General features: G+C 69.9%; 28 protein-coding genes. 9 read left to right on the top strand and 19 right to left on the bottom strand.

The genetic code is table 11. The features are described 5' to 3' along the window. Nucleotides 1–4 precede the first annotated feature (4 nt). The 4 genes from BLT62_RS13720 to BLT62_RS13735 all read right to left on the bottom strand — a co-directional run bounded on the left by BLT62_RS13720 (nucleotide 5) and on the right by BLT62_RS13735 (nucleotide 5,287). Complete coding sequence (locus BLT62_RS13720; RefSeq protein WP_156786354.1) at nucleotides 5–874, bottom strand: hypothetical protein; 870 nt, start codon at nucleotides 872–874, stop codon at nucleotides 5–7. 120 nt (nucleotides 875–994) lie between these two features. Continuing rightward, a complete protein-coding gene (locus BLT62_RS13725; RefSeq protein WP_083364571.1) occupies nucleotides 995–2,665 on the bottom strand; it encodes an ABC-F family ATP-binding cassette domain-containing protein in 1,671 nt (556 codons plus the stop codon). Between the two features lie 41 nt (nucleotides 2,666–2,706). Further along, nucleotides 2,707–3,930 (bottom strand): MFS transporter, encoded by a 1,224-nt coding sequence (locus BLT62_RS13730; RefSeq protein WP_172829718.1) that lies wholly within the window; start codon nucleotides 3,928–3,930, stop codon nucleotides 2,707–2,709. A gap of 145 nt (nucleotides 3,931–4,075) precedes the next feature. Beyond that, complete coding sequence (locus BLT62_RS13735; protein WP_083364573.1) at nucleotides 4,076–5,287, bottom strand: amidohydrolase family protein; 1,212 nt, start codon at nucleotides 5,285–5,287, stop codon at nucleotides 4,076–4,078. A 212-nt stretch (nucleotides 5,288–5,499) separates the two neighbouring features. Here BLT62_RS13735 and BLT62_RS13740 point away from each other — a divergent pair, with 212 nt between their 5' ends. Next, the gene (locus BLT62_RS13740) at nucleotides 5,500–6,252 is read left to right on the top strand and encodes a GntR family transcriptional regulator (RefSeq protein ID WP_231919186.1); all 753 of its coding nucleotides are present in this window, start codon (nucleotides 5,500–5,502) and stop codon (nucleotides 6,250–6,252) included. Between the two features lie 12 nt (nucleotides 6,253–6,264). Here the strand turns inward: BLT62_RS13740 and BLT62_RS13745 are convergent, their stop codons facing one another. Next, entirely contained in the window at nucleotides 6,265–6,654 is a 390-nt protein-coding gene (locus BLT62_RS13745) for a DUF1801 domain-containing protein (RefSeq protein WP_083364574.1), read from the bottom strand. Nucleotides 6,655–6,699: 45 nt separating this feature from the next. Further along, a complete protein-coding gene (locus BLT62_RS13750) occupies nucleotides 6,700–7,245 on the bottom strand; it encodes a hypothetical protein (protein ID WP_083364575.1) in 546 nt (181 codons plus the stop codon). A 60-nt stretch (nucleotides 7,246–7,305) separates the two neighbouring features. Here BLT62_RS13750 and BLT62_RS13755 point away from each other — a divergent pair, with 60 nt between their 5' ends. Further along, entirely contained in the window at nucleotides 7,306–8,202 is an 897-nt protein-coding gene (locus BLT62_RS13755; RefSeq protein ID WP_083364576.1) for a bile acid:sodium symporter family protein, read from the top strand. An 8-nt stretch (nucleotides 8,203–8,210) separates the two neighbouring features. After that, entirely contained in the window at nucleotides 8,211–9,197 is a 987-nt protein-coding gene (locus BLT62_RS13760; RefSeq protein WP_083364577.1) for a DUF6578 domain-containing protein, read from the top strand. Nucleotides 9,198–9,362: 165 nt separating this feature from the next. Here the strand turns inward: BLT62_RS13760 and BLT62_RS13765 are convergent, their stop codons facing one another. Genes BLT62_RS13765 through BLT62_RS13775 form a run of 3 tightly spaced genes read right to left on the bottom strand, consistent with a single transcriptional unit; the run spans nucleotide 9,363 to nucleotide 10,828 of the window. Further along, nucleotides 9,363–9,551 carry a hypothetical protein gene (locus tag BLT62_RS13765; protein WP_083364578.1) on the bottom strand — a complete coding sequence of 63 codons (189 nt, stop codon included), beginning with the start codon at nucleotides 9,549–9,551 and terminating at the stop codon, nucleotides 9,363–9,365. A gap of 35 nt (nucleotides 9,552–9,586) precedes the next feature. Further along, nucleotides 9,587–10,468 carry an alpha/beta fold hydrolase gene (locus BLT62_RS13770; protein WP_156786355.1) on the bottom strand — a complete coding sequence of 294 codons (882 nt, stop codon included), beginning with the start codon at nucleotides 10,466–10,468 and terminating at the stop codon, nucleotides 9,587–9,589. Between the two features lie 3 nt (nucleotides 10,469–10,471). After that, on the bottom strand, nucleotides 10,472–10,828 hold the full coding sequence (locus tag BLT62_RS13775) for a zinc ribbon domain-containing protein YjdM (protein ID WP_083364579.1): 357 nt from the start codon (nucleotides 10,826–10,828) through the stop codon (nucleotides 10,472–10,474). A gap of 63 nt (nucleotides 10,829–10,891) precedes the next feature. Here BLT62_RS13775 and BLT62_RS13780 point away from each other — a divergent pair, with 63 nt between their 5' ends. From BLT62_RS13780 to BLT62_RS13795, 4 genes are all read left to right on the top strand, one after another. Continuing rightward, entirely contained in the window at nucleotides 10,892–11,335 is a 444-nt protein-coding gene (locus BLT62_RS13780; protein WP_083364580.1) for a DUF4180 domain-containing protein, read from the top strand. A 128-nt stretch (nucleotides 11,336–11,463) separates the two neighbouring features. Then, nucleotides 11,464–12,456 carry an IS481 family transposase gene (locus tag BLT62_RS13785; protein WP_083364581.1) on the top strand — a complete coding sequence of 331 codons (993 nt, stop codon included), beginning with the start codon at nucleotides 11,464–11,466 and terminating at the stop codon, nucleotides 12,454–12,456. A gap of 99 nt (nucleotides 12,457–12,555) precedes the next feature. Continuing rightward, nucleotides 12,556–12,831, top strand: a complete 276-nt coding sequence (locus BLT62_RS13790; protein ID WP_231919197.1) for a PLD nuclease N-terminal domain-containing protein — start codon at nucleotides 12,556–12,558, stop codon at nucleotides 12,829–12,831. 44 nt (nucleotides 12,832–12,875) lie between these two features. After that, complete coding sequence (locus tag BLT62_RS13795) at nucleotides 12,876–13,577, top strand: alpha/beta fold hydrolase (RefSeq protein WP_083364582.1); 702 nt, start codon at nucleotides 12,876–12,878, stop codon at nucleotides 13,575–13,577. 125 nt (nucleotides 13,578–13,702) lie between these two features. Here BLT62_RS13795 and BLT62_RS13800 read toward each other — a convergent pair whose 3' ends face one another. The 9 genes from BLT62_RS13800 to BLT62_RS13840 all read right to left on the bottom strand — a co-directional run bounded on the left by BLT62_RS13800 (nucleotide 13,703) and on the right by BLT62_RS13840 (nucleotide 20,928). Continuing rightward, entirely contained in the window at nucleotides 13,703–15,139 is a 1,437-nt protein-coding gene (locus BLT62_RS13800; protein WP_156786356.1) for a hypothetical protein, read from the bottom strand. 69 nt (nucleotides 15,140–15,208) lie between these two features. After that, a complete protein-coding gene (locus BLT62_RS13805) occupies nucleotides 15,209–15,820 on the bottom strand; it encodes an RNA polymerase sigma factor (protein WP_231919198.1) in 612 nt (203 codons plus the stop codon). A 103-nt stretch (nucleotides 15,821–15,923) separates the two neighbouring features. Next, nucleotides 15,924–16,616, bottom strand: a complete 693-nt coding sequence (locus tag BLT62_RS13810; protein ID WP_156786357.1) for a hypothetical protein — start codon at nucleotides 16,614–16,616, stop codon at nucleotides 15,924–15,926. A gap of 70 nt (nucleotides 16,617–16,686) precedes the next feature. After that, the gene (locus BLT62_RS13815; protein ID WP_083364585.1) at nucleotides 16,687–17,328 is read right to left on the bottom strand and encodes a hypothetical protein; all 642 of its coding nucleotides are present in this window, start codon (nucleotides 17,326–17,328) and stop codon (nucleotides 16,687–16,689) included. A gap of 53 nt (nucleotides 17,329–17,381) precedes the next feature. Further along, nucleotides 17,382–17,714: a hypothetical protein gene (locus BLT62_RS13820; protein ID WP_156786358.1), complete on the bottom strand. Its 333-nt coding sequence runs from the start codon at nucleotides 17,712–17,714 to the stop codon at nucleotides 17,382–17,384. 109 nt (nucleotides 17,715–17,823) lie between these two features. Then, nucleotides 17,824–18,792, bottom strand: coding sequence for a Ppx/GppA phosphatase family protein (locus BLT62_RS13825; RefSeq protein ID WP_083364587.1), 969 nt, complete (start codon nucleotides 18,790–18,792; stop codon nucleotides 17,824–17,826). A gap of 225 nt (nucleotides 18,793–19,017) precedes the next feature. Continuing rightward, nucleotides 19,018–19,521: a hypothetical protein gene (locus BLT62_RS13830; RefSeq protein WP_156786359.1), complete on the bottom strand. Its 504-nt coding sequence runs from the start codon at nucleotides 19,519–19,521 to the stop codon at nucleotides 19,018–19,020. A 322-nt stretch (nucleotides 19,522–19,843) separates the two neighbouring features. Beyond that, a complete protein-coding gene (locus tag BLT62_RS13835) occupies nucleotides 19,844–20,083 on the bottom strand; it encodes a hypothetical protein (protein ID WP_156786360.1) in 240 nt (79 codons plus the stop codon). 434 nt (nucleotides 20,084–20,517) lie between these two features. Next, nucleotides 20,518–20,928, bottom strand: a complete 411-nt coding sequence (locus BLT62_RS13840; protein ID WP_083364590.1) for a VOC family protein — start codon at nucleotides 20,926–20,928, stop codon at nucleotides 20,518–20,520. Nucleotides 20,929–21,258: 330 nt separating this feature from the next. Between BLT62_RS13840 and BLT62_RS13845 the strand changes: the two genes are divergently transcribed. Then, a complete protein-coding gene (locus BLT62_RS13845; protein ID WP_083364591.1) occupies nucleotides 21,259–21,660 on the top strand; it encodes a DUF6924 domain-containing protein in 402 nt (133 codons plus the stop codon). 253 nt (nucleotides 21,661–21,913) lie between these two features. Here the strand turns inward: BLT62_RS13845 and BLT62_RS13850 are convergent, their stop codons facing one another. Then, nucleotides 21,914–22,303 carry a VOC family protein gene (locus BLT62_RS13850; protein ID WP_083364592.1) on the bottom strand — a complete coding sequence of 130 codons (390 nt, stop codon included), beginning with the start codon at nucleotides 22,301–22,303 and terminating at the stop codon, nucleotides 21,914–21,916. 1,060 nt (nucleotides 22,304–23,363) lie between these two features. Here BLT62_RS13850 and BLT62_RS13855 point away from each other — a divergent pair. After that, nucleotides 23,364–23,738, top strand: coding sequence for a VOC family protein (locus BLT62_RS13855; RefSeq protein WP_083364593.1), 375 nt, complete (start codon nucleotides 23,364–23,366; stop codon nucleotides 23,736–23,738). Nucleotides 23,739–23,892 lie beyond the last annotated feature (154 nt).

Genomic DNA, 23,892 nt, shown 5'->3' on the forward strand with positions numbered 1-23,892 from the left:
GCGCTCAGCGCGCCTTGGCGCGGGTCGGCAGCACGGATGCGGCCAGCATGAGGAGCAGCGCGACCGCCCCGGCCGCGATCGACACGGGTGTCGTCACCCAGAGCGTGCGCGAGAGCAGCACGCCCATCAGGAACAGGATGCTCATCGTGACGCCGAACGCACCCCAATGCAGCGGGCCCCACTCGAAGCCGGTGCGCAGCAGGCCCCAGGGAGCCCGCCAGCCCAGGAGCACTGCGACGAGGAACAGCATGCTGACGAGCGATGCGTACGCGTACCAGCTCTCGCTGCTCGTGGCCAGGAGCACCGCGGAGGTCACGCCGATGAGCGCCGTCATCCAGCGCACCGCGGGGCTGAGGGGTTGATTGGCCCAGCGTTCATCGACGGATGACGCAGGCGCCCGGCGCAGCTGCTGGAGTGGCTCGTACGCCAGCGTGATGAAGACGGCCACCGCGAGCATCGGGTTGAGCAGCCAGGGGTAGTCGACTCCGAACAGGTTGAGCACGAGCAGCAGCACGAATGCCCCGAGCGCGAGGCCCTTCGCGACCCAGCCGGACCCGGCGGCCCGGCTGCGGATGCTGAACCGCTCCTGCGCCCCGCGGACCAGGGCGCCGAAGAGCAGGAACGGGAAAACCAGCATGTTCGAGTACAGCCCGCTGCCCGCACCACTGCCCCCGGCCGCTGGATCGCCCGATGTCAGGGAGAAGGAGAGCAGGAAGGCGGCCATGTACACGGCCAGGGCGAGCGCGCCCCACACCGTCAACAGCGCGTACGACCGCGAGGGGCCGAGGTGCTCGACGCGCTCGCGCATCTCGCCGTGGCTGCGCAGCAGCTCGGCGGCAGCCTCCGGCGACGGCACGCGCGATTCACTTTCCATTTGGAAAGTATATGCGCGTCGGAAGGCTCAGCGGAGGGGTGCGCTCCGACATCCGCCGCCGCGTGTTTGCGCCAGCTCGGGGCGCGGACGGGGCGCGACCCGGCCCCGAGGCCGCGGCGGCTACAGCTCGGTGACCGTGCCAGACTCGACGGCCCAGCGGCGGTCGATGCGCACCGTGTCGAGCATGCGCCGGTCATGGGTGACGAGCAGCAGCGTGCCCTCGTAGCTCTCGAGCGCCTGCTCGAGCTGCTCGATGGCGGCCAGGTCGAGGTGGTTGGTCGGCTCGTCGAGCACGAGCACGTTCACGCCGCGCGCCTGCAGCAGGGCGAGGCCGGCGCGGGTGCGCTCCCCCGGCGAGAGCGCGTCGACGGGGCGCAGCACGTGGTCGGCCTTGAGCCCGAACTTGGCCAGCAGGGTGCGCACCTCGGCCGCAGCCATCTCCGGCACGAGCGCCTCGAACGCCTCGGCCAGCGGCGCGTCGCCGACCAGCTGCGAGCGGGCCTGGTCGATCTCGCCGATCGAGACGTTGGCGCCGAGGCTGGCGCCGCCGGCATCCGGAGCCTGGCGGCCGAGCAGGCCGCGCAGCAGCGTCGACTTGCCCGCGCCGTTCGGGCCGGTGATGCCGATGCGCTCGCCCCCGTTGACCTGCAGCGACACCGGGCCGAGGGTGAAGTCGCCCTGCCGGAACTCGGCGGCGTTCAGCGTGCTGACGACCGAGCTGGAGCGCGGGGCGGCGCCGATCGTGAACTCGAGCTGCCACTCCTTGCGCGGCTCCTCGACCTCGTCCAGGCGCGCGATGCGGCTCTCCATCTGGCGCACCTTCTGCGCCTGCTTCTCGCTGGACTCCATCGAGGCCTTGCGGCGGATCTTGTCGTTGTCCGGCGCCTTCTTCATCGCGTTGCGCACGCCCTGACTCGACCACTCGCGCTGGGTGCGGGCCCGCCCGATGAGGTCGGCCTTCTTGGCGGCGAACTCCTCGTAGTCGTCGCGCTTGTGCTGGCGGGCGATGGCCCGCTCCTCGAGGTAGGAGTCGTAGCCGCCGCCGAAGAGCCGGTTGCTGTTCTGCGCCAGGTCGAGCTCGAGCACCTTGGTCACGCTGCGGGCGAGGAACTCACGGTCGTGGCTGACCAGCACGACACCGCCGCGGATGCCGCTGACGAAGGCCTCCAGCCGGTCCAGGCCGTCAAGGTCGAGGTCATTGGTCGGCTCGTCCAGCAGCACGATGTCGAAGCGGGACAGCAGCAGCGCGGCCAGGCCGACGCGGGCCGCCTGCCCGCCGGAGAGGGAGGTCATCAGCGAGTCGGCGCTCAATTGGCCGCCGTTCTCGAGGGTGATGCCGAGGTCGGCCAGCACCACCGGCAGGCGGTCGTCGAGGTCGGCGGCGCCGCTGGCCAGCCAGCGCTCCAGCGCGACCGCATAGACGTCGCCCGGGTCGGTGCCGGGCGCGGCCAGGCTGGGGTCGCCGAGGGCGGCGGCTGCGGCATCCATCTGCTCGGTCGCCTCGGCGCAGCCGGTGCGACGCGCGATGTAGGCGGCGATGCTCTCGCCGGGCAGCCGCTCGTGTTCCTGCGGCAGCCAGCCAACGAAGGCGTCCTTCGGCGACAGGCTGACCGTGCCGGCCTGCGGCTCGAGCTCTCCGCCGAGGATGCGCAGCAGGGTCGACTTGCCCGCGCCGTTGGCGCCGACGACGCCCACGACGTCGCCGGGGGCGACGGTCAGGTCGAGCGATTCGAACAGAGTGCGGTGGGCGTAGCCACCGGCCAGGCCCTGGGCCACGAGAGTTGCAGTCACCCGTCAACCCTATGCGGCGCTGCGCGGTGCCCGGCGCAGCCTCAGCTGCGCCCGGCCGGCTCGCCCCGCCCGCCCGGGGCGGCGCCGGCATCCGCCTGTGCATTCGCCTCGGCGTTGGCCTCGGAATCCCCCGCGACCATGTCGATCGGCGGCCGCCGCACCAGGAGCGCGGTCGCCACGCTGAGCGAGATCGCGAAGGCGCCCATGAGCAGGAAGCTGGGGGCCCACTCGCCGGATGCCGTGTGCACGACGCCGACGAGCAGCGAGCCCGCACCGGCCAGGATGTAGCCGACTCCCTGCCCGATCGCCGAGACCGCTCCGGCGGTGGCCGCATTGGCGGACAGGCCGACGATGAGGCTGATCGCCAGGCCGAAGGCGGCGCTCTGCACCGCGCCGAGCAGCCCGACGACGAAGAGGTACTGCCCGCCGTCTGCGACGAACAGCCAGGCCAGGCCGATCGCGACCGCGAGCCCCAGGCCCGGGCCGAACCAGCGGAGCACCCGGGGGCGCCTGGCGATGATGGGGGTGACCAGGGTCGGCAGGAAGCCGGCGATGCTGAACCAGGCGAGCAGCCAGCCGCGCACCGCCGTCGGCTCGCCGCGGTCGGCGAGGAAGACCGGCAGCCACGCGGTCACCGCGAAGTAAAGCAGCGCCTGCAGGCCGAAGACGAGCGTGACCAGCGCGAGGGTGTGCACTCCACCGGCGGGCAGCCGCAGGCGGGGCAGGGCTCCGGCGCGCTGCGCCGTGAGCTCGCGCCGCTCGCGGCCGGCCCGGGCGCCGACGAGGCCCATCGCCAGAGCGGCTGCGATCGCGGGCACCGCCCAGATGGCGAGGGCGGCTGGCACGCTCTCCCCCGTCGCCCGGTGCAGCGGAACGGCGAGGCCGGCGCCGAGCGCCGCACCGACCCCGAAGGACATGCTGCTCAGCCCGACCCAGAGGCCGCCGGCGTTCAGCGATTTCAGGTACTGCGGCAGCAGGGTGCCTGCGGCCATGATCGCAATGCCGACGACGGCGGTGCCGAGCAACAGCTGCCCCGGCAGCAGCACGCGCAGGGCGATGGCGGCCGCGAGGGCGACCATCGCCCAGCCGAGCGCCCCGGCCACGCCGATGCGCCTGGCCAGCCAGGGGCCGAGCGGCGCGGTGAATCCGAACGCGATGACCGGCAGCGTCACCAGCGCCGTCACCTCGCCCGCGCTCAGCTCGAAGTGCGCCGTCACCTCGCCGACCAGCGCGGCCACCGAGGTGATCGCCGGGCGGAGGTTCACCCCGACCAGGAGCGCGGCGATCAGCCCGAGCGTCGCCGCACGGGGCGTGAGCGTTCGCGATTTCCCCGCTCGAGGCTTCCCCGCTCGGGCCCTCCCCGCGCGGGAGTTCGTCTGTCCTACGGCTGCGGCATCCGCGCCGCCGGTGCTAGCGGCCGAGGACACGGAGCCCGTCGGCGACGACGCGGCCATTGTGGATGACAGTGCGGTCGGTACCCCGGTCCATCACGGCGCTCGTCGGCGTCTCGCCGTCGACGAGCAGAAGCTCGGCCCGGTCGCCGACGGCGACGCCCTGGCGGCTGCCCAGACCGGAGACGCGGGGGGCCTCGTGGGACATGATGCTGGCGCCGCCGAGCGTGGCCACCGCGAGGGCGAGCTCGACGTGCTCGTCGCGCCGGAATCCGCTGGTGAACGACAGCTGCCAGGTGCGGTCGAGCATGTCGCAGTTGCCGTAGGGGCTCCAGTAGTCGCGCTGGCCGTCCTCGCCGAGCCCGACCCGCACACCGGCCTCGACGAGCTGCAGCAGGGAGAGCGGCCGGCGGGCCGCCGGGGCGATCGTGGCCATCGCGATGTCGAGCTCGGCGAACTCCTCGATGAGGCGGCGGCTGACGGCATCCGACACGGAGCCGAGCTCGTAGGCGTGCGAGAGGGTGACCTTGCCCTGCATGCCGAGGGCCCGGGTGCGCTCCAAGATCAGCTCGGTGCTGAACACGCCCAGCTCGCCCGGCTCGTGCAGGTGGATGTCGATCTCGACCTGGTACTTCTCGGCGAGGCCGAAGACGATGTCGAGGTGCCGGGCCGGGTCGCGGTCGAGCTGGCTCGGGTCGATGCCGCCCATGACGTCGGCGCCCTGCTTCAGCGACTCCTCAAGCACCTCGACGGTGCCGGGCTCGCGCAGGATGCCGGCCTGCGGGAACGTCATGATCTGCACCTCGGCCTGCTCGGCGAAGGCCTCCTTCGCCGCGAGCACGGCCTCGAACTTCTCCAGCCTGCAGTCGACGTCAACCTGCGCGTAGCTGCGCACCCGGGTCGTGCCCTTGGCGATCATCTGCTCGAGCGTGCCGGCCACCCGCTCTGGCAGGCCGATCTCGGCGTCACGCCAGTTGTTCCTGTCGTTCAGCATCATCGCCCACACCCCGGGGCTGCCGGTGTGCTCGCGGAACGGCAGCCCGATGCGCGTCGAGTCCAGGTGCACGTGCACGTCGCTGAACGCGGGCAGCAGCAGGCGGCCGCGGCCGTCCACGACATCCGCGCCGCCCGTGGCGAGCGGGTCGTGGGCGCGCACCTCGGTGATCGCGCCGTCGGCGATCTCGACATCGGCTGCGGGGCCACCCCACGGGCGGGCGTTGCGAATGAGCATGGCGTCGGTCCTTCCACATCTGGATGCCGGCGACAGCACCGGCCTGCGTCGAGCCCACCGGCCCGCGCACTGGCGTTAATGGTATCCCAAATGGAATACACAGCCCCTTGTACCCAGAAAGACACGGAGATTCGGGGGAACACTCTGCTATTTTGGGATACCAAGACGGGGCGGGCTCGCTGCGACGCGCCGCCGACGAGCGAGGAGACGCCATGCGGCAACCGCCGACCCACACACCCCCGGCGGGCCCCACCGCCGACGGCGCCGACACCGACGCCGCCGTCGACAGCGCTGACATGGCCGACGCCGCCGTCGAGCGCGAGGCCCGCCCCGACGGCGTGTATCGCGCTCTGTTGCGCTCGATCATCGCCGGCGAGGCCGCGCCGGGCAGCAGGCTCAAGGAGCGCGAGCTCTCCGAGCGCTTCGAGGTCTCCCGCATCCCCGTCCGTCAGGCGCTGCAGCGGCTGGAGTCCGAGGGCTTCGTGGTGGCGGAACCGCGTCGCGGGGCCGTCGTCAGGCCGATGACCCGGCACGACGTGGAGGAGCTCTTCGACGCGCGGCTCTGCATCGAGCCCTTCGCCACGCGGCAGGCGGCCCTCCGGCTCTCTGCCGGCATCGAGGCGGCCGATTCCCTGGTCGAGAGCCTCGCCAGCGCCCAGACCCAGTTCGCCGGTGGCGACGAGGCCGAGGGGATCTCCTCGAATCTGCGCTTCCACGCCGAGATCGTGCGGCTCTCCGGCAACAGTCTGCTGGTGCGGAGCCTGCAGCCGATGCTCGGCCGGATGGAGTGGATCTTCCGCCTCACCCACGGAGCCCGCGAGGGTGACCAGGCCGGCGAGCACCGCCAGCTCTACGACGCGCTCGTGCAGGGCAAGGCCGAGCTCGCCGCCGCCCAGGCGTACGCGCACATCGAGCTCGGCCGCGCGCCGACGCTCGCAGCGCTCGCCCCGTATCTCACCCGGTAGCGGGCGGTCGGCCTAGGGGGCCGGCTGGGTTTGGGCGATCCACTGCCGCAGCACCCCGCCCAGCGCCTCGCGGATGCCCTCCAACTGCTCGGCGTCCCGCACGATGACGACGGCGCGGTCCGTGCCCTTCCACTCGAGCAGCCCATCGGCGCCGGCGACCGTGACGACGAGGGGCTCCGACAGCTTCTTCGCCCCGGTGTGCAGCACCAGTCGGAGCTGGCCCCGCGGCGACAGCCCGGTCGTGGCGAAGTGCTCGGCGATGAAGAAACTCGGGGCGTTCCACTTGATCGTCTCCTGCACGCGCGGGTCGGCGGCGCGCACGATTGCGCACAGCTCGGCCAGCGTGCCCGCCTGCGGGTGGTCGAGCTCCGACAGATACCGGTCGACCTCAGCCCTGGTCATCGACGCCTCCGTCCTGGCCCCGCGCGTTCACCGCGTCGTTGGCTCTCATAGGCCCAGCAGTCCGACCCGCTCGGCGAGATAGCTCTCCAACGGCACGAGGCCGTCCTCCCCCGCGCCCGCCCGCCAGCGCACCAGTGCGCTCGCACCGCGCAGCACGAGCGGGCCGGTCGCCGTGCGCAGCGCGCCCGGGGTCAGCTCGATCTCCTCGACGTCGAAGTTCACGGTCTCGCCGCGCTCGAACGGCCCGCGAAAGGCTGCCGCCCTGAAACCGCGGCGTTCCTCGGCAGAGACCGACTGGTAGCCCGGATGCCGCGGGTCCACCGCCCGGGTGGTGTGCCCGGTCGCGTACAGCGCGCCGTCGGCCCCGAGCAGGAACACGCCGAGCCGCCACACGCGGCCGAGCGGCACCATCTGGGCCTCGCGGGTGAACAGCAGGGCGCGGCGCCGCGGCGGCTCGAAGCGGGCGAGCGCCTCGGTGGCGGCATCCGCCCCGCTCAGGCGCTCGACGGCGTCGGCGAGCGCCCGCTCGATAGACGCGCGCGCCTCGCGGTCGGCTGCACCGGCCTGCCCGCTCGCACCCTGCTCACTCACGCTCTCGAGTTTAGGGTGGGGGCTAGCGGCGGGGGTCAGAGTCTGGGCCATACTGAGGCCATGGGATCAGCGTTGACCACCATCGGATTGCCCGTCGCCCTCGGCATCATCATGTTCGGGCTGGGCCTGAGCCTGACGCCGCGCGACTTCGGCCGCGTCGCCAAAGCGCCGAAAGCGGTGGTCATCGCCCTCGTCTGCCAGCTGCTGATCCTGCCGTTCGTCTGCTTCGGCTTGGTGCTCGCGTTCGAGCTGCCGCCCGTGCTGGCGGTCGGCATGCTGCTGCTCTCGGCTTCCCCGGGCGGCACGACCGCGAACCTGTACAGCCACCTGTTCCGCGGCGACGTCGCCCTGAACATCTCGCTCACCGCCCTCAACTCCGTGATCGCCGTCATCACGCTGCCGCTCATCACGAATCTGGCGATCGCCTACTTCATGCCGGGCAACACCTCGCTCGGGCTGCAACTGGCCAAGACCGTCGAGGTGTTCGTCATCGTGCTGGCCCCTGTCGGGCTGGGCATGCTGGTGCGACGCTGGCGCACCAGCTTCGCCGACGCCATGGACAAGCCGGTGCGCATCGCCTCGATCGTCATCCTCATTGTGGTGATCGCCGGCGCCATCGTCTCGAACAAGGACATCCTGCTGGCCAATCTCGGCCAGCTGGCCCTGATCACCACACTGTTCTGCCTGCTCAGCCTGAGCATCGGCTTCTTCGTGCCGCGGCTGTTCCGGGTGGAGCGGCGCCAGGCCGTCGCGAGCTCCTTCGAGATCGGCATCCACAACGCGACGCTCGCGATCGTGATCGCGCAGACGGTGCTCGGCAGCCTCGAGCTCAGCCTGCCGGCCGCCGTGTACGGCGTGCTGATGTTCTTCATCGCGCTCGCGTTCGGCTTCGGGCTGCGTGCGGCCGACCGCTCGCGGGCGGATGACGCGCCAGAGGCCGTGACGGCGAGCGCGTGAGCGGGCGGATGCCGAGGCGCATCGAGGTGCTGATCGTCGGCTGGGAGCAGCAATGCTGCGGCGTGCCCGCCCGACTGGGCGAGACGGTGAGCTACCGGCTCGCGGCGCTCGACCCGGGGCTCGACCCGGCAATTGACCCTGCGCTCGAGCCGGCAATCGACCCCGCCCTCGCCCTCGATGCCGCGGCCGATGTGGCCGTGCCGCGCCTCCTCAGCGACAATCACGGCGAGGAATCTGCGGAGACGCCGCGGCTGAACATTTCGGGTCTTGTCGCCGGCATCACCGGTGTCACCTATCCGAGCGTCCCGGTGGCGGGCATGCCGGGCACCCGCACCTCGGATACCGCCCACCCGCAGCTGCACCCGTTGAGTGAGCTCGGCACGGGCGACGACGCCGAGATGAACGACTATCTGGTGCTACTCGACATCCCTGGCGACACCGTGCTGCCGCTCTTCGTGCCGAGCGCAGAGCGCACCGTGCATCAGGACCGGGAGGCGCACACCGCCCGGCTGCGCGCGCTGCGCGCCCAGGGCGAAGTGGGGATGCTGCTGCGCGCGCTCGCGGATGACGCCGCCACGCGTTTGGGCGCTCGCGCCCGCATCCTGCGCTCAGACGACGCCGCGGCCGTCACGATCGAGCCGCGGCGGGCCGGGGCGGCCGCCCTGCACTGGATGCGCTCCGCGGAGGACGGAGCCGACGGCATCCGGGTTCACCTCGGCGACGGCGTCTGGAACCTGCCCGCCGACGTCGACCAGGTGGAGCTGCTGCGGGAGTTTCTGGATGCCGCGGCGGCTGGCCGGGTCGAGGAACGGATCGTGCAGGGCGGGGACGGGTTCGGCCCGCTGCAGACGGTCGCCACCACAGCCGATGGCCGCAGCTGGACGGCGACGACGGATCGCCTCGCGCGCTTCGGCAGCGGCGGCGTGTTCGCGATGGCCGGGCCGCTCGCGCTGCGCCTGGAGCGCGGATCCCACCGTTACGTCGCCTGGGAGTAGCCGCACACGGCTGCACCGGTCACGGCCCGTCGCGGCCCGTCACGGCCCGTCACGGAGCGTCGCGGAGCGTCGCGGCCCGCGTTGTGTCTCGCGGCCCCCGGTATGACGCGGGCCGCGAGACGAAACGAGGGCCGCGAGTGCGTGGTGGCCGGCGGGCGGATGCGGCTACTCGGGCGAGGGCTCGATGCGCCACTGCCCGACGGGCACGTAGGCCGTGTCCGAGAGGGTCTCGTGGGTGCCCTCGACCAGTTCGTAGTGCTTGAGGTTGCCGGCCCAGTAGCGCAGGATGCGGGAGAGCTCCGCCTCCGGCTCGCCGGTCAGTGCGTCCATGTCGACGGTGAGTGTGAACTGCATCCGTCCACGCTAGGCAGCGCCCGGCGAATCCGCAATCAGTCCCAATCCCAGCGGACCGGGCCGTCCCCGTCCAGCCGGCTGAGCAGGTCGCCGAGCACGGCGGACCACTCCGCGGTCGCGTCCAGGTGCGCGTCGTGGCTGCCCGCTCCGAGGTCCACCCGCAGCGTGCCGGGCCGCGCCTCGAGGAAGGCGAGCTTGCGCTCCTCGTCGAACATGCCGTCCGGGGCGAACACGGCCGCCGTCGGCACCGTGAGGTTCTCCCACTCCTCCCAGCGGGCCTGCGCGTGCAGCGCCGCGATCGAGGCCTGCAGGAACGCCGGCTCGAAGCGCGGCCGCAGCCCGCCCTCGCACGGCTCGAGGTCGGCCAGCCAGGCCCGGCCGATGACGCTGTCGCCGAGGAAGGCACCGGCCGCCGCGGCATCCGCGAACGGCACCGGCCAGGAGGCGAAGTATCCGCCAATCCGCTCGGCGGCCTCGGGCGGCGAGGACTGCACGTCACCCTCCAGCAGCACCAACATGCGCACCAGGTCCGCGCGCGCGGCGGCCACGAGCAGCGCCGTGTGCGCGCCCATCGACTGGCCGACGAGGGCGACGCCCGCCGGCCCCGTCGAATCGGACGCGTTCAGGTGCTCGAGCACGGCGATCACGTCGCGCACGTAGGCTTCCCGAGAGGCGTCGGCCGGATGCCGGGTGCTGCGGCCGTGCCCGCGCAGCTCGACCAGCACCGAGTTGTAGCCGACGCCGAGGGCGGCGGCGGTCGGAAGGAACTCGGTGGCGCTTCCCGCCAGGCCGTGCAGGAACACGACGGTGGGGCGGGCGGCGCCGGATGCGGGTGCGTCGGCTGCGGGTGCGTCGGCCGCACCGGCATCCGTCAGGAAGCTGATCGTGACGTCGCCGAGGGCGAGATCCTGGCGCACCGGCTAGACCTTCTTGACGACGCTGGACTTCAGCTGGGTCGGGCCGACCCCGTCGACCTTGCAGTCGATGTCGTGGTCGCCGACGCCGGGCAGCAGGCGGATGCCGCGCACCTTGGTGCCGACCTTGATCACCGTGGAGCTGCCCTTGACCTTCAGGTCTTTGATGACCGTCACCGTGTCGCCGTCGGCGAGCACGTTGCCGACCGCGTCCTTGATGACCGGCTCGGCGGTCGCGTCATCCGACTCGTCAGCGGCTGCGGCCGCCCATTCGTGCCCGCACATCGGGCAGACCAGCAGCGCGCCCATCTCGTAGGCGTGTTCGCTGGAGCATTCGGGGCAGTGCGGCAGGGAGTCAGTCACCGGTCCAGCGTATCGGGCGCGTAACACTGGCCGTTCGAGCCGGATCTCGCCTAGTTTTTTCGTATGAGCGAGAACGAGCAGCCCCAGCGCATCACCGAGAGCGGCGGCCTGCGTGTGCTGCACGTCGACCCGGCCGGCCCGCCGATCGTCAGCTCGGAGGACACCTCCGACCTGATCGGCAACGCCTGGGTCGACAACGCGGACGTCATCGCGCTGCCGGTGTCCCGGCTCGATGCGGAGTTCTTCCGGCTGGCGTCCGGGCAGGCCGGGGCGATCCTGCAGAAGGTCGCGAATTACCAGCTCAAGTTGGCCGTCATCGGCGACATCGGCGCGCAGCTGGCCGCCAGCGGGGCGCTGCGCGACTTCGTCTGGGAGTCCAACCGCGGCGAGCACATCTGGTTCTTCGACGAGACGTCCGAGCTCGGGCAGAAGCTCGAGCAGAGGAAGGCCGTGCTCGACGCGGCGCTGGCCGCACAGGCGGCACGAACGGCCGGTGCCGCGGGCTAGCTGTACTGCCCAGGGACGTTGGTTGAATCGGTGTGACGACTCGCTGTAGTCCTTCGGGAATGAGTGAGGACCTCCTGCTGCAGAGTGGAGCTGCTTAGAAACCAGTTCTGCGAGACCAGGAGGCCCTCATGTCCCACGCTAACGCTGCGCTGACTCCACGCCAAAGGCTGCGCATGGCGCGCCTGATCGTGGACGACCGTTGGCCGATCTCGCAGGCCGCGAGACAGTTCAACTGCTCCTGGCCGACCGCCAAGCGGTGGGCTGAACGTTACGCGGCGATGGGTGAGGACGGCATGCAGGACCGCTCCTCCCGGCCGCACCGGAACCCGAACAGGACCCCGCAGCGGCTGGTGCGGAAGATCGTGCATCTGCGGTGGAAGAAGCGTTTGGGGCCGGTCGCGATCGGCGCGAAAGTGGGCATGCCCGCGTCGACCGTGCACGCCGTGTTGACCCGGTGCCGGCTGAACCGGTTGAGTCACGTCGACAAGCGCACCGGGGAAGTCGTGCGGCGCTACGAGCACGACAAGCCGGGGGCGATGATCCACGTCGACGTGAAGAAGCTCGGCAACATCCCCGATGGCGGCGGCTGGCGTTACCTGGGCAAGCAGCAGGGCGGCAAGAACCGGGCCGCGACCGTTGGCGCGGGCCGGAGCAAGCGCCGGCAGCCGCTGGTCGGGACGGCGTTCGTGCACACCGTCATCGACGACCACTCCCGCGTCGCCTACGCCGAGATCCACGACGACGAGCAAGCGGTCACCGCCGTGGGTGTGCTCCGCCGGGCCGTGTCCTGGTTCGCCGCCCGAGGCATCACGGTCGAACGGGTCCTCTCCGACAACGGCTCTGCCTACAAGTCCCACCTCTGGCGCGACACCTGCACCGAGTTGAACATCACACCCAAGAAGACCCGCCCCTACCGGCCACAGACCAACGGGAAGATCGAACGCTTCCACCGCACCCTCGCCGACGGCTGGGCATTCTCACGGTTCTACGCGTCCGAGTCAGCCCGCCGGAACGCCCTCCCGGCCTGGCTCCACGAATACAATCACCACAGGCCCCACACGGCCATCGGGAGCAAACCACCCATCAGCCGGTTAACCAACCTTGCTGGGCAGTACAGCTAGCGACACTGACCGCTGCCGCGAGAACGACTTCTCGAGCCCTGTGCGTTTGGCCGAACTCCTGCGAGACTGGGACACACTCCGAGGATCACGAGGTGGATCATGCAGAAGCAATCGAAGCGGCAGATGCAGAAGCGCAAGCAGGTGCGCAAGAAGATGCAGAAGCAGCGCTGGGAAGACATGAGCACGGGTCAACGCGCCGGAACTCTCGTCGCCGGGGCCGTGCAGATCGCGCTGGCCGTCACCGCTTGGGTCGACCTGGCCAAGCGCCCGGCCGAGCAGGTCAACGGGCGCAAGTGGGTGTGGGGCGCGGTCATCGCCATCAACTACGTCGGCCCGATCGCCTACTTCCTCGGCGGGCGCCGCCACTCCGACTGAGTCCGCGCTCTGCGGATGTCGCAGGCGTCGCGTATCCTGCCGCCATGGACATCGTGCTGGTACCCGGATTCTGGTTGGACGCCTCCTCGTGGGATGAGGTGACGCCGCCGCTCGTCGCGGCCGGCCACCGGGTGCACCCGCTCACCCTGCCCGGGCTGGAATCCGCCGACGCCCCGCGCGCCGGCATCGGTCTCCAGACGCACATCGACGCGGTGACGGCCGTCGTCGACGGTCTCGAGGGGCCCGTCGTGCTGGTCGGCCATTCGGGCGGCGGCGCGATCATCTACGGGGTGACGGATGCCCGACCCGACCGCATCGCGCGGGCGGTGTACGTCGATTCCGGGCCCCTCGGCGCTGGCCAGTCGATCAACGACGAGCTCCCCGCTGAGGGTGACGACGTGCCGCTGCCGGCGTGGGACGTGTTCGAGGATGAGGACCTCGTCGACCTGGACGAGGGGCTCCGCGCCGCGTTCCGGGCCCGGGCGATCCCGCAGCCGAGGGGCGTCGCCCAGGACGCCATGCAGCTGCACGACGAGCGACGCCTGACCGTGCCGACGACGGTCATCGCGTGCGAGTTCACGGCCGCCCAGCTGGCCGAGTGGGTCGCCGCCGGTGCGCCGTTCGTGGCGGAGCTCGGCCTGATGAGCGACACCGAGTACGTTGACCTGCCGACCGGGCACTGGCCGCAGTTCACCAAGCCGGCCGAGCTGGCTGCGGCGATCCTCGCCGCGGTCGACCGACAGTAGCTCGCTGGCCGCTGGCGCAGAAAGTGCACTCTCGCCGCACCTGGGCTGATGCCCGGTGCGGCGAGAGTGCGGAGGCCGCGGGTGCTCCGTCCCCCGACGAGCGGCCCGCGACGTGTGGCCGCAGGCTAGTTGCCCGCGAAGTTCAGCATCGAGTCGGCGACGGCGATGACCGACCAGGTGCCGCCGTCGGCATCCGTCAGCTCGTAGGCCGGGATGACGAGCACGCTGCCGTCCGGCTGCCACTGGCTCGCCAGGCCCAGTCGGGCGCTGACGACCTCGACGTCGTTCGTCGGCCAGGAGACGCTGGCGCCTGCCGACGGGGTCGCCGGCGGCTCGGTCGGCGGCACCCACTCCGTGCCGTCGAGGAACGGCTCCGCCTGGCCGCGCATGCTCAGGGGCAAGGCCGTCATCTGGGCGCCGAAGCGCGGGTCGGAGAGCCGTTCGAATGCCTGCTGCTCGCTCACCACGTCGTAGTCGCCGAGCGGCACCAGTGTGGCCAGCGCCCCGTAGACGCTGGAGATTCCGGCATCCGTCATCTCGAGGTACCACGCCTGGTCGACGCGCTGGCCGTCGACGAGCGGGTACGCCTGGGCACTCCGGGTGTAGGAGCCCTCCCAGGTCTCAGAGGTGAACTCGAACGTGTCGGCGTCGCGACCGGCGGCGGTGACGATGCCGCGCAGCGCGTCGATCGCGGCCTGCTCGCTGGGAAGGCTGGTCGGCAGCGGGCACATCCCCGTGGCGTCGGGCTGGTCGCACTGCCACGGGCTGATCGCAGGGTTGTTGAAGTTGAAGCCGAGGGTGCCGTCGAGGCTCACGTAGACCGCGGGCCCGGAGCCGTCCTGCGGCCCCACCTGCCATGCGCCGTCTTTGAACTCGGGGGTTCCCTCGACGCCGAGGGAGGCGGCGAGCGCCGCGATCCGCTCGGGGGTCGACGCCGAGCGGGCGTCGTAGGCGTAGCCGGCGGCGCTCCCGGTCTGCGTGGACAGCCCGGAGGCGCTGAAGCTGTTGCGGCCGAATCCCCACGGCGCCATCTTCGTGTCGCTCAGGGCGCCGGATGCGGCCTGCTGGCCCAGACCGGAGACGCGGCCCTGCCCGCCCGCGACCTCGGGAGCCGTGCCGCCAGCGCCCAGCCCGGACTGCAGCGAGATGGGAGGAGCCGCGCCCTCGGCGCCGCCCAGCGGTCCGCCGGCCATGTTGCTGTTGCTGACGCTTGCGCCGAGGCCGAATCCGGCGCCGCCGACGATCGCGATGGAGGCGGCGACTGCCGCGATCGGCAGCCAGCGGGGGCGGCGGCGTGCCCGCTCGGCCGTCAAGTCGTGCACCGGGGCGGGTTCGGAGGCCGCGGTCGAGCCGGCGCCTGCCGCCCCGACAGTGCGGGCGAGCACCGCGTCGACGAAGCCGGCGCTGGGCTCGAGGCCGATGGCGGGGTCCGCAGCGCGCAGCCGGGCCTCCGCGTCGAGCCCGGTGTCGGCGCTGCCCGCATCGTTCCCGGCAGCGTTCGCTCCGCCAGCGGCGTTCGCGCCGGCGTCGTCGTGGTCGTTGTCGTTCATGTTGGCGTTCATGTCGTTCACCCTCCGTGAGTGCGGTTCACTGGGGAATATGTGCCCAGGGGCCCAAAGCTTGCAGGTGGTCTAGAAGGAGAGGCGTTCGTGCCAGGCGTCCCGCAGCCGTTTGCGGGCGCGGGAGAGGGCGGCATCCGCCCCAGAGCGCGAGATGCCGAGCACCTCGGCGAGCTCGACCCCGTCCAGGCCCTCCCACGCGTTCAGCAGCAGGATGTGCCGGTCGCGCTCCCCCACGCTGGCGAGGGCGCCGCGGAGTTCCGCGTCGAACAGCAGGCTCAGCTCGGGGTCGTCGCCGACCCGCACCGACCCCGTCTCGGGCACCTCGTCGACCGGCAGGTCGACGAGTTTGCGGCGGTGGTTGGCGAGCGTGAAACCCGCCGTGCGGTACAGCCAGGGCAGCACGGCATCCGTCGGCACGTCGCCGCGGCGGCGCCACGCGGTCGCGAAGACCTCGGCGGCGAGGTCCTCGGCGTCCTGACGGGGGCCGCGGCGGGCGAAGTAGCGCACCAGCGCCGCCCCATGCTCGCGCACCACCGCGGTGAACCAGGCCCCGTCGTCGCGTGATGCGGCGGGCGCGGGCGCGTCGGGCTGCACGTCGCGCTGCACGTCTTCGTCGGTGCGCTCAGGCATCGCCTCCCCCTCGCTCGCATCGGCCACGGCTGTCTCGTTGTCGATCGTCACGCTTGGAATATGTCGTGACCTCGCCGATTCTTGCACCGGATGCCGCAGATCCCGTTTCGTGCGCGCGAGCCTCGGGCGCACGAAACGGGCGACGGCACGATTCCTACGCGCAGTACTCGCTCGGCGGCCGGGGAGTATCGCGCACAAAGATCGCGCCAACGACCTCCTCGTACACGGAAAAGACCAGCCAGACCCCGGCGGGGTTCTGCAGTGCGTAGTAGAGGGTGGGAGTCCCGCCGCCATACTCCCCCGACTTCGTGATCGTCGGGTAGGCAGCGAGCATCTCGCCCAGTGTGGAGCCGATCCCGATGCCTTCCGCCGTGCGTGGGGAGCTCTCGGTGGTGGCAGCCGGATCGGCCCCGCCACCTACGAACATTCCCGTGACCGTGGCGAAGTCCTCGTCCAGCGTGGCCACCACCGTCGGGCCGCCCGCGCGGTCAAATTGTGCGACAGGGCACCATTCGGGCATCGCGCGTTCGGAGAAGGCGCCCATCGCCGGCCGCACATCGACGATCTGCGCGCCGCGATCGATCGGCCCGATGCCCTCAAAGCCGATCAGCCACGTGCCCGGGTTCTCGAGGTCGATCGCGGGAGCCGCCGGCTGCTCGGGCTGCGCCGGCGTGCCCACCGGCGTCGGGCGCGGCGCCGAGGTCTCCGCTGGGGGTGCCACCGTCTGGCCATCGCTGCGAGGCGGTTCCGCCCCCGGCCCGATGGCGCACCCGCTGAGCAGCGCCGCCACGATGCCGGCGCTGAGCACGGTCGCCAGAGCTGGCTTGGTCCCCCCAAGTGTTCGCATGGCCATCACTGTAGGCGATCGCAAGCCGTCATCGTGCACGCTGCAGGCCACGGCATGTCGAGCCGCCCGCTCAGCTGCAGTACTCGCGGTTGACGACGGGCATGTCGCGCACGACGATGGTCTGCACGACGTCCTCGTACAGCGTGAAGAGGATCCAGTGCCCCGCCTCATCCGACAACCCGTAGTGCGGGGTGGGTGGGTCGCCCTGGAACTCGATGTCCGGGTACGCGGCCCGGAGCTCGGTGAGGCTCGACCCGACGCCGATGCCCTCTGCGGTTCGCGGCGCCCCCTCGGCGAGCCCGAGCTCGTCCACATTGCCCATCAGCACGATCTGTTCGACGAGCCCCGTACCCAGGCGGTCGGGGATCACGATGGTCGGCACGTGCGCCTTCTCGAAGGCGACAACTGATTCGCATCCCTCGTAGACGGCGCGGGTGAAGCCGTCCATGCTCCGATCGACGGAGGCGATCTCGGACCCGAGCGTGATCGGACCCACACTGGCGAAACCGATCGTCCAGACGGCCGGTTCCTCCGGTGCGGTCGGGGTCGGCGTTGGCGTTGGCGCTGGCGCGACCCGCGCTGCGCTCGGCGGGGTGGACGCCCTGGGGGCGGCCGCGTCGGTCTGTGCCGTCGCGCAGCCCGTCAGCAACAGGATCGCGGATGCTGCCGCAACCAGCACCAGTCCGCGCATGCGCGAACTCGATGCGATCATGATCCGGTTCCTCCTCGTCGCCGCGCCGGCCACACGTTACACCCGAGTGGGGACTACAGCGAGAACGGTACCGCGAAGCCGCCGGAAAACAGAACCGTCCCGATCCCGAGCAGGCAGAGCACGCCGAGCACGATATAGGCGGGCGCAGCCAGCCAGCCGCGCTGGTGCGGGCGCTCGGCCACGAATGCAAGTGCCAGCAGCGGCAGCAGGAGCAGCGCCCCGTAGCTCAGGGCGGGTGCGAGACGCACGTCGGGTGCCGGGCAGGTGAAGGCCAGTGCACACACCGTCGGGATCCCCTGCGCCAGCGCCATGAGCGCCCAGGTGACGAGCACGACGATGACGGGCGGCAACAGCACGCGGCGCCACGCAGGAGTCTCCACGGTCATATGCCCACACTGGCATGTGTGGCCTCGACGGTCAGCGGAGCGCCGCAAACGTTGTCGCTTCGTGACACCCGCCACGTGCCACCGGAGAGAACGGGTGCGTCGAGAGCGCTCAGCCGAGCGAGAGCGCGACGCCGTCCAGGATGTCGTGTTCGCTCGTCGTGACGAACTCGAGCGGGTGCCCGGCGGCGGCCGTCGCCTCCGCGATCCGTTGCAGCACCGTCGACCAGATCACCGCACCGGCCACGATCACGTCGACCCGTCCCGGGTGCATGAATGGCAGTGCGGCGCGCTCGGCGCGCGGCATCCGGGCCAGTGAGTCGCAGGCTGCGAGCACGACGCCCAGCGGCAGCCTGCTGCCGTTGATCAGCTCGGGCCGGTACGCGTCGAGGCGCAGGGCGTGCGCGGTGATCGACGTCACCGTGCCGGCCACACCGACGACATCGGTCGCGAGCGACACGTCGACGGTGGCGGAGGCCGCGTCCAGCGCGGCGTTCACGTCGGCGCGCAACGCGGCGAATGCGGCGTCGTCTCGTGCCACGTCGCCGTCCACCCCGGCGCCGAGGTGCCGCTCGGTCATGCGCACGCAGCCGATGTCCATCGAGATCGCGGCCTCGGGGCCCTGCCGGCCGAGCACCAGCTCGGTCGAACCGCCGCCGAGGTCGATGACGAGGTGCCGCGCCGCAGCATCCGCCCCGGCGCCGGCCACCGCGGTGAGCGCGCCACGGAAGGAGAGCTCGGCCTCCTCGGTGCCGGGGATCACCTCGGCGGGCACGCCGAGGATCTGCTGCACAGCATCGGTGAACTCGTCGCGGTTGGCGGCGTCCCGGGTGGCGGAGGTCGCGACGAACCGGGCGCGCTCGACGCCGTGCTCGCGGCACAGCTCGGCGTACCGGCGGGTGGCGTCCAGGGTGCGGGCGAGCGCGTCATCCGCAAACCGGCCGGTGCGGTCGACCCCCTGCCCGAGCCGCACAACCTCGAGGGTGCGCAGCACGTCGGTGAGGCCGCCCTGCCCGTCGAGGTCGGCGATGAGGAGGCGGATCGAGTTGGTTCCGCAGTCGATGGCGGCTACACGGGTCATGGGTTTCAGGGCTCTCTGTCGACGGTTCGGTGCCCCTCGAGGCTATCCCGCGGATGCCGCCCGCAGGTCGCCCCGGCCTCTTCGCCGCTCCACACCGCACCGACAAGCAAGAAAGCGCACGAAGACTCGTCTCTTGATGCGTTTTCTTGCTTCTCGATGCGGCGGGCTGTTGGGGACTCGTGTAGTGCGCACCTCGTTGGCGCGCGGGCCGGCAGTTCGAGCAGCCTAGGACGGGATCTCGACGCTGACGGGCGCGGCCTCGCTCGGCCCGCCGCACTGCTCGCTGCCGCCCACGCGCCGCCAGTCGAGTGCGACCTCGTGCTCCACAAGAACGTCGCCAGTTGAGGACAGCGCGCGAATCGTGGCCGTCTCCGGGGCCGCCATGTCCAACGCGATGCGCCACGTGCTCTCGTTCGTGCGGATGAAGGAGAAGATCGGGGGAACCGCTGTGGGCAACGGCGAGGCCTCGCGAGGAGCCGGGGAGAACGTCTGCAGGTCGATCGGCTCCAACGTCGTGAGAGGCAAGGGTTCGTCGGGCAACGGTTGAACGTCGGTCGATGCGGCGCACATGCCATCGATGCAGAACTCCAGCGCGGCGACGTCGTCAACGTTCCCGGTGAGGTTCACCGTTGCGCGGTTGAACCACGCGATTGCGGGGCATACCCCGGGGGTCACGAGAGTACATCCCGACAGCGCCACACTCAACAGCAGCGCGCCGGTGAAGCCCACCCGCCGAACGTTCCTCATGCCGGCCAACCATAGCAACCCGCTGTGGACGCGCGTCGGCATCCGGAGTCCGGGTGGCCCCGCGTGCGCCTGGCTACACGCGTCGGGAGAAACCCACTCGGTGCGTTCTCGCTCTCAACAGCATGAGCCCGAAAGCGCTGCCGAAGATGAGCGCGAACAGCCAGAGAGACCCAGCGAGATCGACGCTCGCCATCTGTCCCAGAGCGGCGAACAGGGCGACACCCGGCGCGACGGCACCGGTACCGGCAACCAGCCCCTGAGCGAGGGGGGAACGCCGCAACCGAGAATCCCCGATCCAGAGCGCCTACAATGCGCCGACGCTTGCCGCGAGTCCGAACACGAATCCGCCGAAGGTGGAGAAGATGATCGACATCATGAGTGACTGCGTGGCGGCACCGCTGCTGGACGAGAACGCGTGCAGGAGATGGGCGCCGATGGCAATGAGGGCGCCCGCGACGCCGCCGAGGCCGACTCCGAGGGCGAAGGTGCCCGCTATCGCGCCCGGATTGCAGCCTCCCAGATGGGGCATCGTCTGAACCGTCACACCGACACTGTGGCAGACCACCCCGACGATCGGGCATGTTTATCGCTACTACCCCGAAATTGCAGTCCGCCCTGGATCGTGACCGTGACGGTAGTTGGCTCTGAGCCCACCGCGAATGCCACGGTCACCTGGTCGGGCGGCGAGGGAGGGCTGCACGACATCGCGAGGCAGAATGCCCCGTCACCGCCCAGCGGTGGTCCCTGACTCCGTGCTGATCGTCGTCGTGTTCCTGCGTCACGGCGTGCCTCTAAGCGGCAAGAGCAGAAGATGAGGTGCTCCGCCATCGAATCGTCTGATCATCGGCCATTCCACGTTTGCTGATTTCGTTGCGTCGCCACGACCACCTCAGAAAAGGCCACGCCTGCCGAAGCAGGCAGGGCCGTCCCAGAACGGAGCGAGCGCCGGGCCTTGAAGCGGGGCTCCACCGCGCCCCGTCAGCGGGCCTCGTGTGGGCGCGGCGGGTTGTGCATGAATTCGATCCGGATGCCGTTGTCGTCCTCGACGAAGGAGGCGTAGTACCGCTCCGTGAACCGGGGGTACTCTTTCGGGTCGCGCACGACGGTCCACCCGGTGTCCGTCGCGATCCGATGCAGGCGGTCGACCTCCTCGCGGGAATCTACGGCGAACGCCAGGTGCTGCCACCCGACTCGCCCGTGACGGTGCGGACCGGTGCCCGGGTCCCGAGCCGGCATGAGGATGAGCTCCGGCTCGCCGTCGAGGTTCCAGGAGACCGAGCCGTTGGCGTCATACCGGGCGAAACCGAGCGCCGCCAGCACCGGGTCGAACTGCTCGATTGCCCGCGGGACGTCGTCGACGGTGATGCCGAGATGATCGAAAATGGCCATGAGCTGACGCGACCGGATGCATCCGCCCGGGCCATGGGCCACGTCCGGCGCCACGGGCGGCCGACAGGCGTCTCCACACGCGTCGCGGGGACCAGGCTCGGCGTCAGCGTATGTTGCTCGACTTTGAAGCGGAACTCCACCACGTGGCGCTATCGAGAAGCCTCAGAAATGTTCAGCATTCGACACGCTCTCTTGACGTTTGCCACCGCCGTCCACACGCACCTCTGAGAGCCGAACGGACGCAGCGCGGACTGTCGGCATCCCGCGAAGCAGGTGGCATGCGGAGTCCCCAACAATGTCTACCTGCCAATTTCGAGCTTCACGCCTCCTGTGCGCACTAACTTCGCTGACGACGCTCAGTGGTTTGCCTTGCTCGAGGGGGTCGCAAAGGAGTCCGATCACGGGTTCCGCGCAGACGTACAAGCGATCAATAACGCCGACTTCAGGAACGCCGAATGGCAAAGCCAGCAAGCGGCTGTCCCGCAAAACAGGTTCGGCGCCGCAATTCTGCTTGTCGCCGAAACCGCCGCCTTCAGTTCACCCGATTTTCCAATTCTCGTTGTCGACACACTTCGGGACAGAATTCCATTTCGTTGCATCGCAGCCGAGCTATGGGCTGTTGAGAACAACCTCAATCTCGCGAGCATGGACTGGCAGGATTTCACGACCTCGGCCGATCAGGACGAGGTGTTCCGCGGCTTTTCGAGTCCCGCGACGTTGCTGCGCCAATAACCCGGCGAACAGATGAAGGGCCGAGTTGTCGGTTCAAATTCTGGATGCAGTTGAGCTCGAAGTTGCCACGCATCTCCACCGATTCGCCTCGTACTGTCTCCTCGGTGCGACCAGCTTCCTCGACTACAGAATTGGCCCCATCTTTAGACGCAGAGAGGGCCAATTCGAAGCTCAGATTGTTAGACGTTGAATCCAGACTCCACCCCGTTCCGCCACAGAACAACCTTTGGCTCTGGCCTAAACGGCAGGGCTCCTACGGCTGCACCGGAGTCATCACCTCAAGGCGATTGCCGAAACCATCACGCGTATGGAAGCGAATGTACCCCTCGAACGTATCCCGTTCCGCCCAAGAGAGCTCATACCCGCCGAGCCGCACACGCTCCGCGGTCGCTTCCAGTTCCTCACGTGACGCGCAAACAAGGCCCGGATGCGCCTTTGCGGCAGGGACAAACGGATCGTCGGCGCCGAGATGGATCTCCGCAACGACGACCTCACCGTCGAAAGCACGGAACCAGCAGCCACCTCTGCCGGCCAAGGATGGCGGCTTCTGAACTTCATGCAGCCCGATCGCTTCGCCATAGAAGCGACGTGCCTCAGCTTCCTGACCACGCGGCATGGAGACCTGAACATGATGGAGCTTCATACCCAACCCCCTCACATTCGTCTTGACATCAAGATAAATGTAGCAAGAGTGCGTGCGACCGAGCGAGCGAGCCCAAGACGGGGACCACATGAAAGCACCCCGGCTTTGGGGCGATGGGCTCGCCAGAAGTTGGACCGGGCCGCGACTAGACGTTCAAGCGGAACTCCATCACGTTCCGAAGCCAATTAGTATCTGGGCCGTTCGTTTGAACAGGTTACGACGGGATGTCAAGGGTCACTGGGCCAGCCTCGCTCGGACCGCCGCATTGCTCGCTGCCACCTACGCGCCGCCAATCGAGCTGAACTTCCTGCTCGACGAGGACGGAGTCAGTTCACGCCACGGCACGAAGCGTGATCTTGTCGGGTGCGGCGAGAACATAAGTGACGCGCCACGTGGTTTCGTCCTCACGGGTGACGGAGAACACCGATGACTGAGGTGCCGAACCCTTCGGCCCGGTCTGCCGAAGGTCCGCGGAGCCCCGCTTCAGGTCGAGCGGGCCCACAGTCGACGAGGTACACACACCGTCCTCGCACACGTCAACTGAGGCAACGTCGTCAACGGCCCCGGCGAGGCTTACTGTGACGTGATTGAACCAGCCAATTTCAGGGCATGCCTCCGGTGTTCTGCAGCCGGACACCGCGAAGCCCACCAGCAGCGCGACGGCAACCCCCAAGACTCGAGCTCTCCCCATGCTGGCAACCCTAGCCACCGGACGCGGACGCGGCGCAGCATCCGCAGCCGGGCAGCACAGAAACGACCCCGCCTGCCGAAGCAGACGGGGCCGTTCCAGGAGCGAAAACGAACCACACGTTGAAGCGGACCTCCACCACGCCCCGGCGCCGAACAACGTTTGAACGTGCAGAGTTCCCCTCCAGAAACACCGTCTCCCCTCGGTGAAGCCCGATTGACGTTCGTTCAGGTGCCCCACTAGATTCGACGGTGATGATGACCAGTCAGGCCCCGCTCGGCCGTTCCCGGAACGGCAACCTGGTCGTTCCCTGACCCGTGCGCCTCCTTGCGTGAGTGACCCGAAATCACCCACCACACGACAAGGAGAATCATGACAGCGCTCTTCAACCACACGATCATCGCCGCGAAAGACCCCACTGAGATGGGCCAGTTCTATCGCGATCTACTCGAAGCCGACGAAGCCCCCAGCTGGGGCCCGTTCGTCAACATTCAGATCGGAGGCGGTGTCCTGCTCCAGTTCGCGGCCCCGCCGTTCGAGTTCCCGCCCCAGCACTACGCCTATCTGCTCGATGATGCCCACTTCGATCGGGCACACACCAAGATCAGTGGCAGCCGGCAGGAGTACTGGGCCGACCCCCAACGCTCCCGCCCGGGCGAGATCAACAACGATCACGGCGGGCGCGGCGTGTACCTGCTCGACCCGTCCGGGCACTACCTCGAGTTGATCACGCAGCCCTATCTGTAGGGCGGCGGGTTTGCATACTCACGTACTGCCGGGCCTCCCCGCTGGTGTGGATGCCGGGCACAACCGGCATCCGCACCGGGCCGGCAAGCGGGCGACACATTGTTAGAGGTGTGAATCCCACGGTCTCGGAGCCGAATCACACGATAACTCGTGT

Source organism: Microterricola viridarii (assembly GCF_900104895.1).
GTDB lineage: Bacteria > Actinomycetota > Actinomycetes > Actinomycetales > Microbacteriaceae > Microterricola > Microterricola viridarii.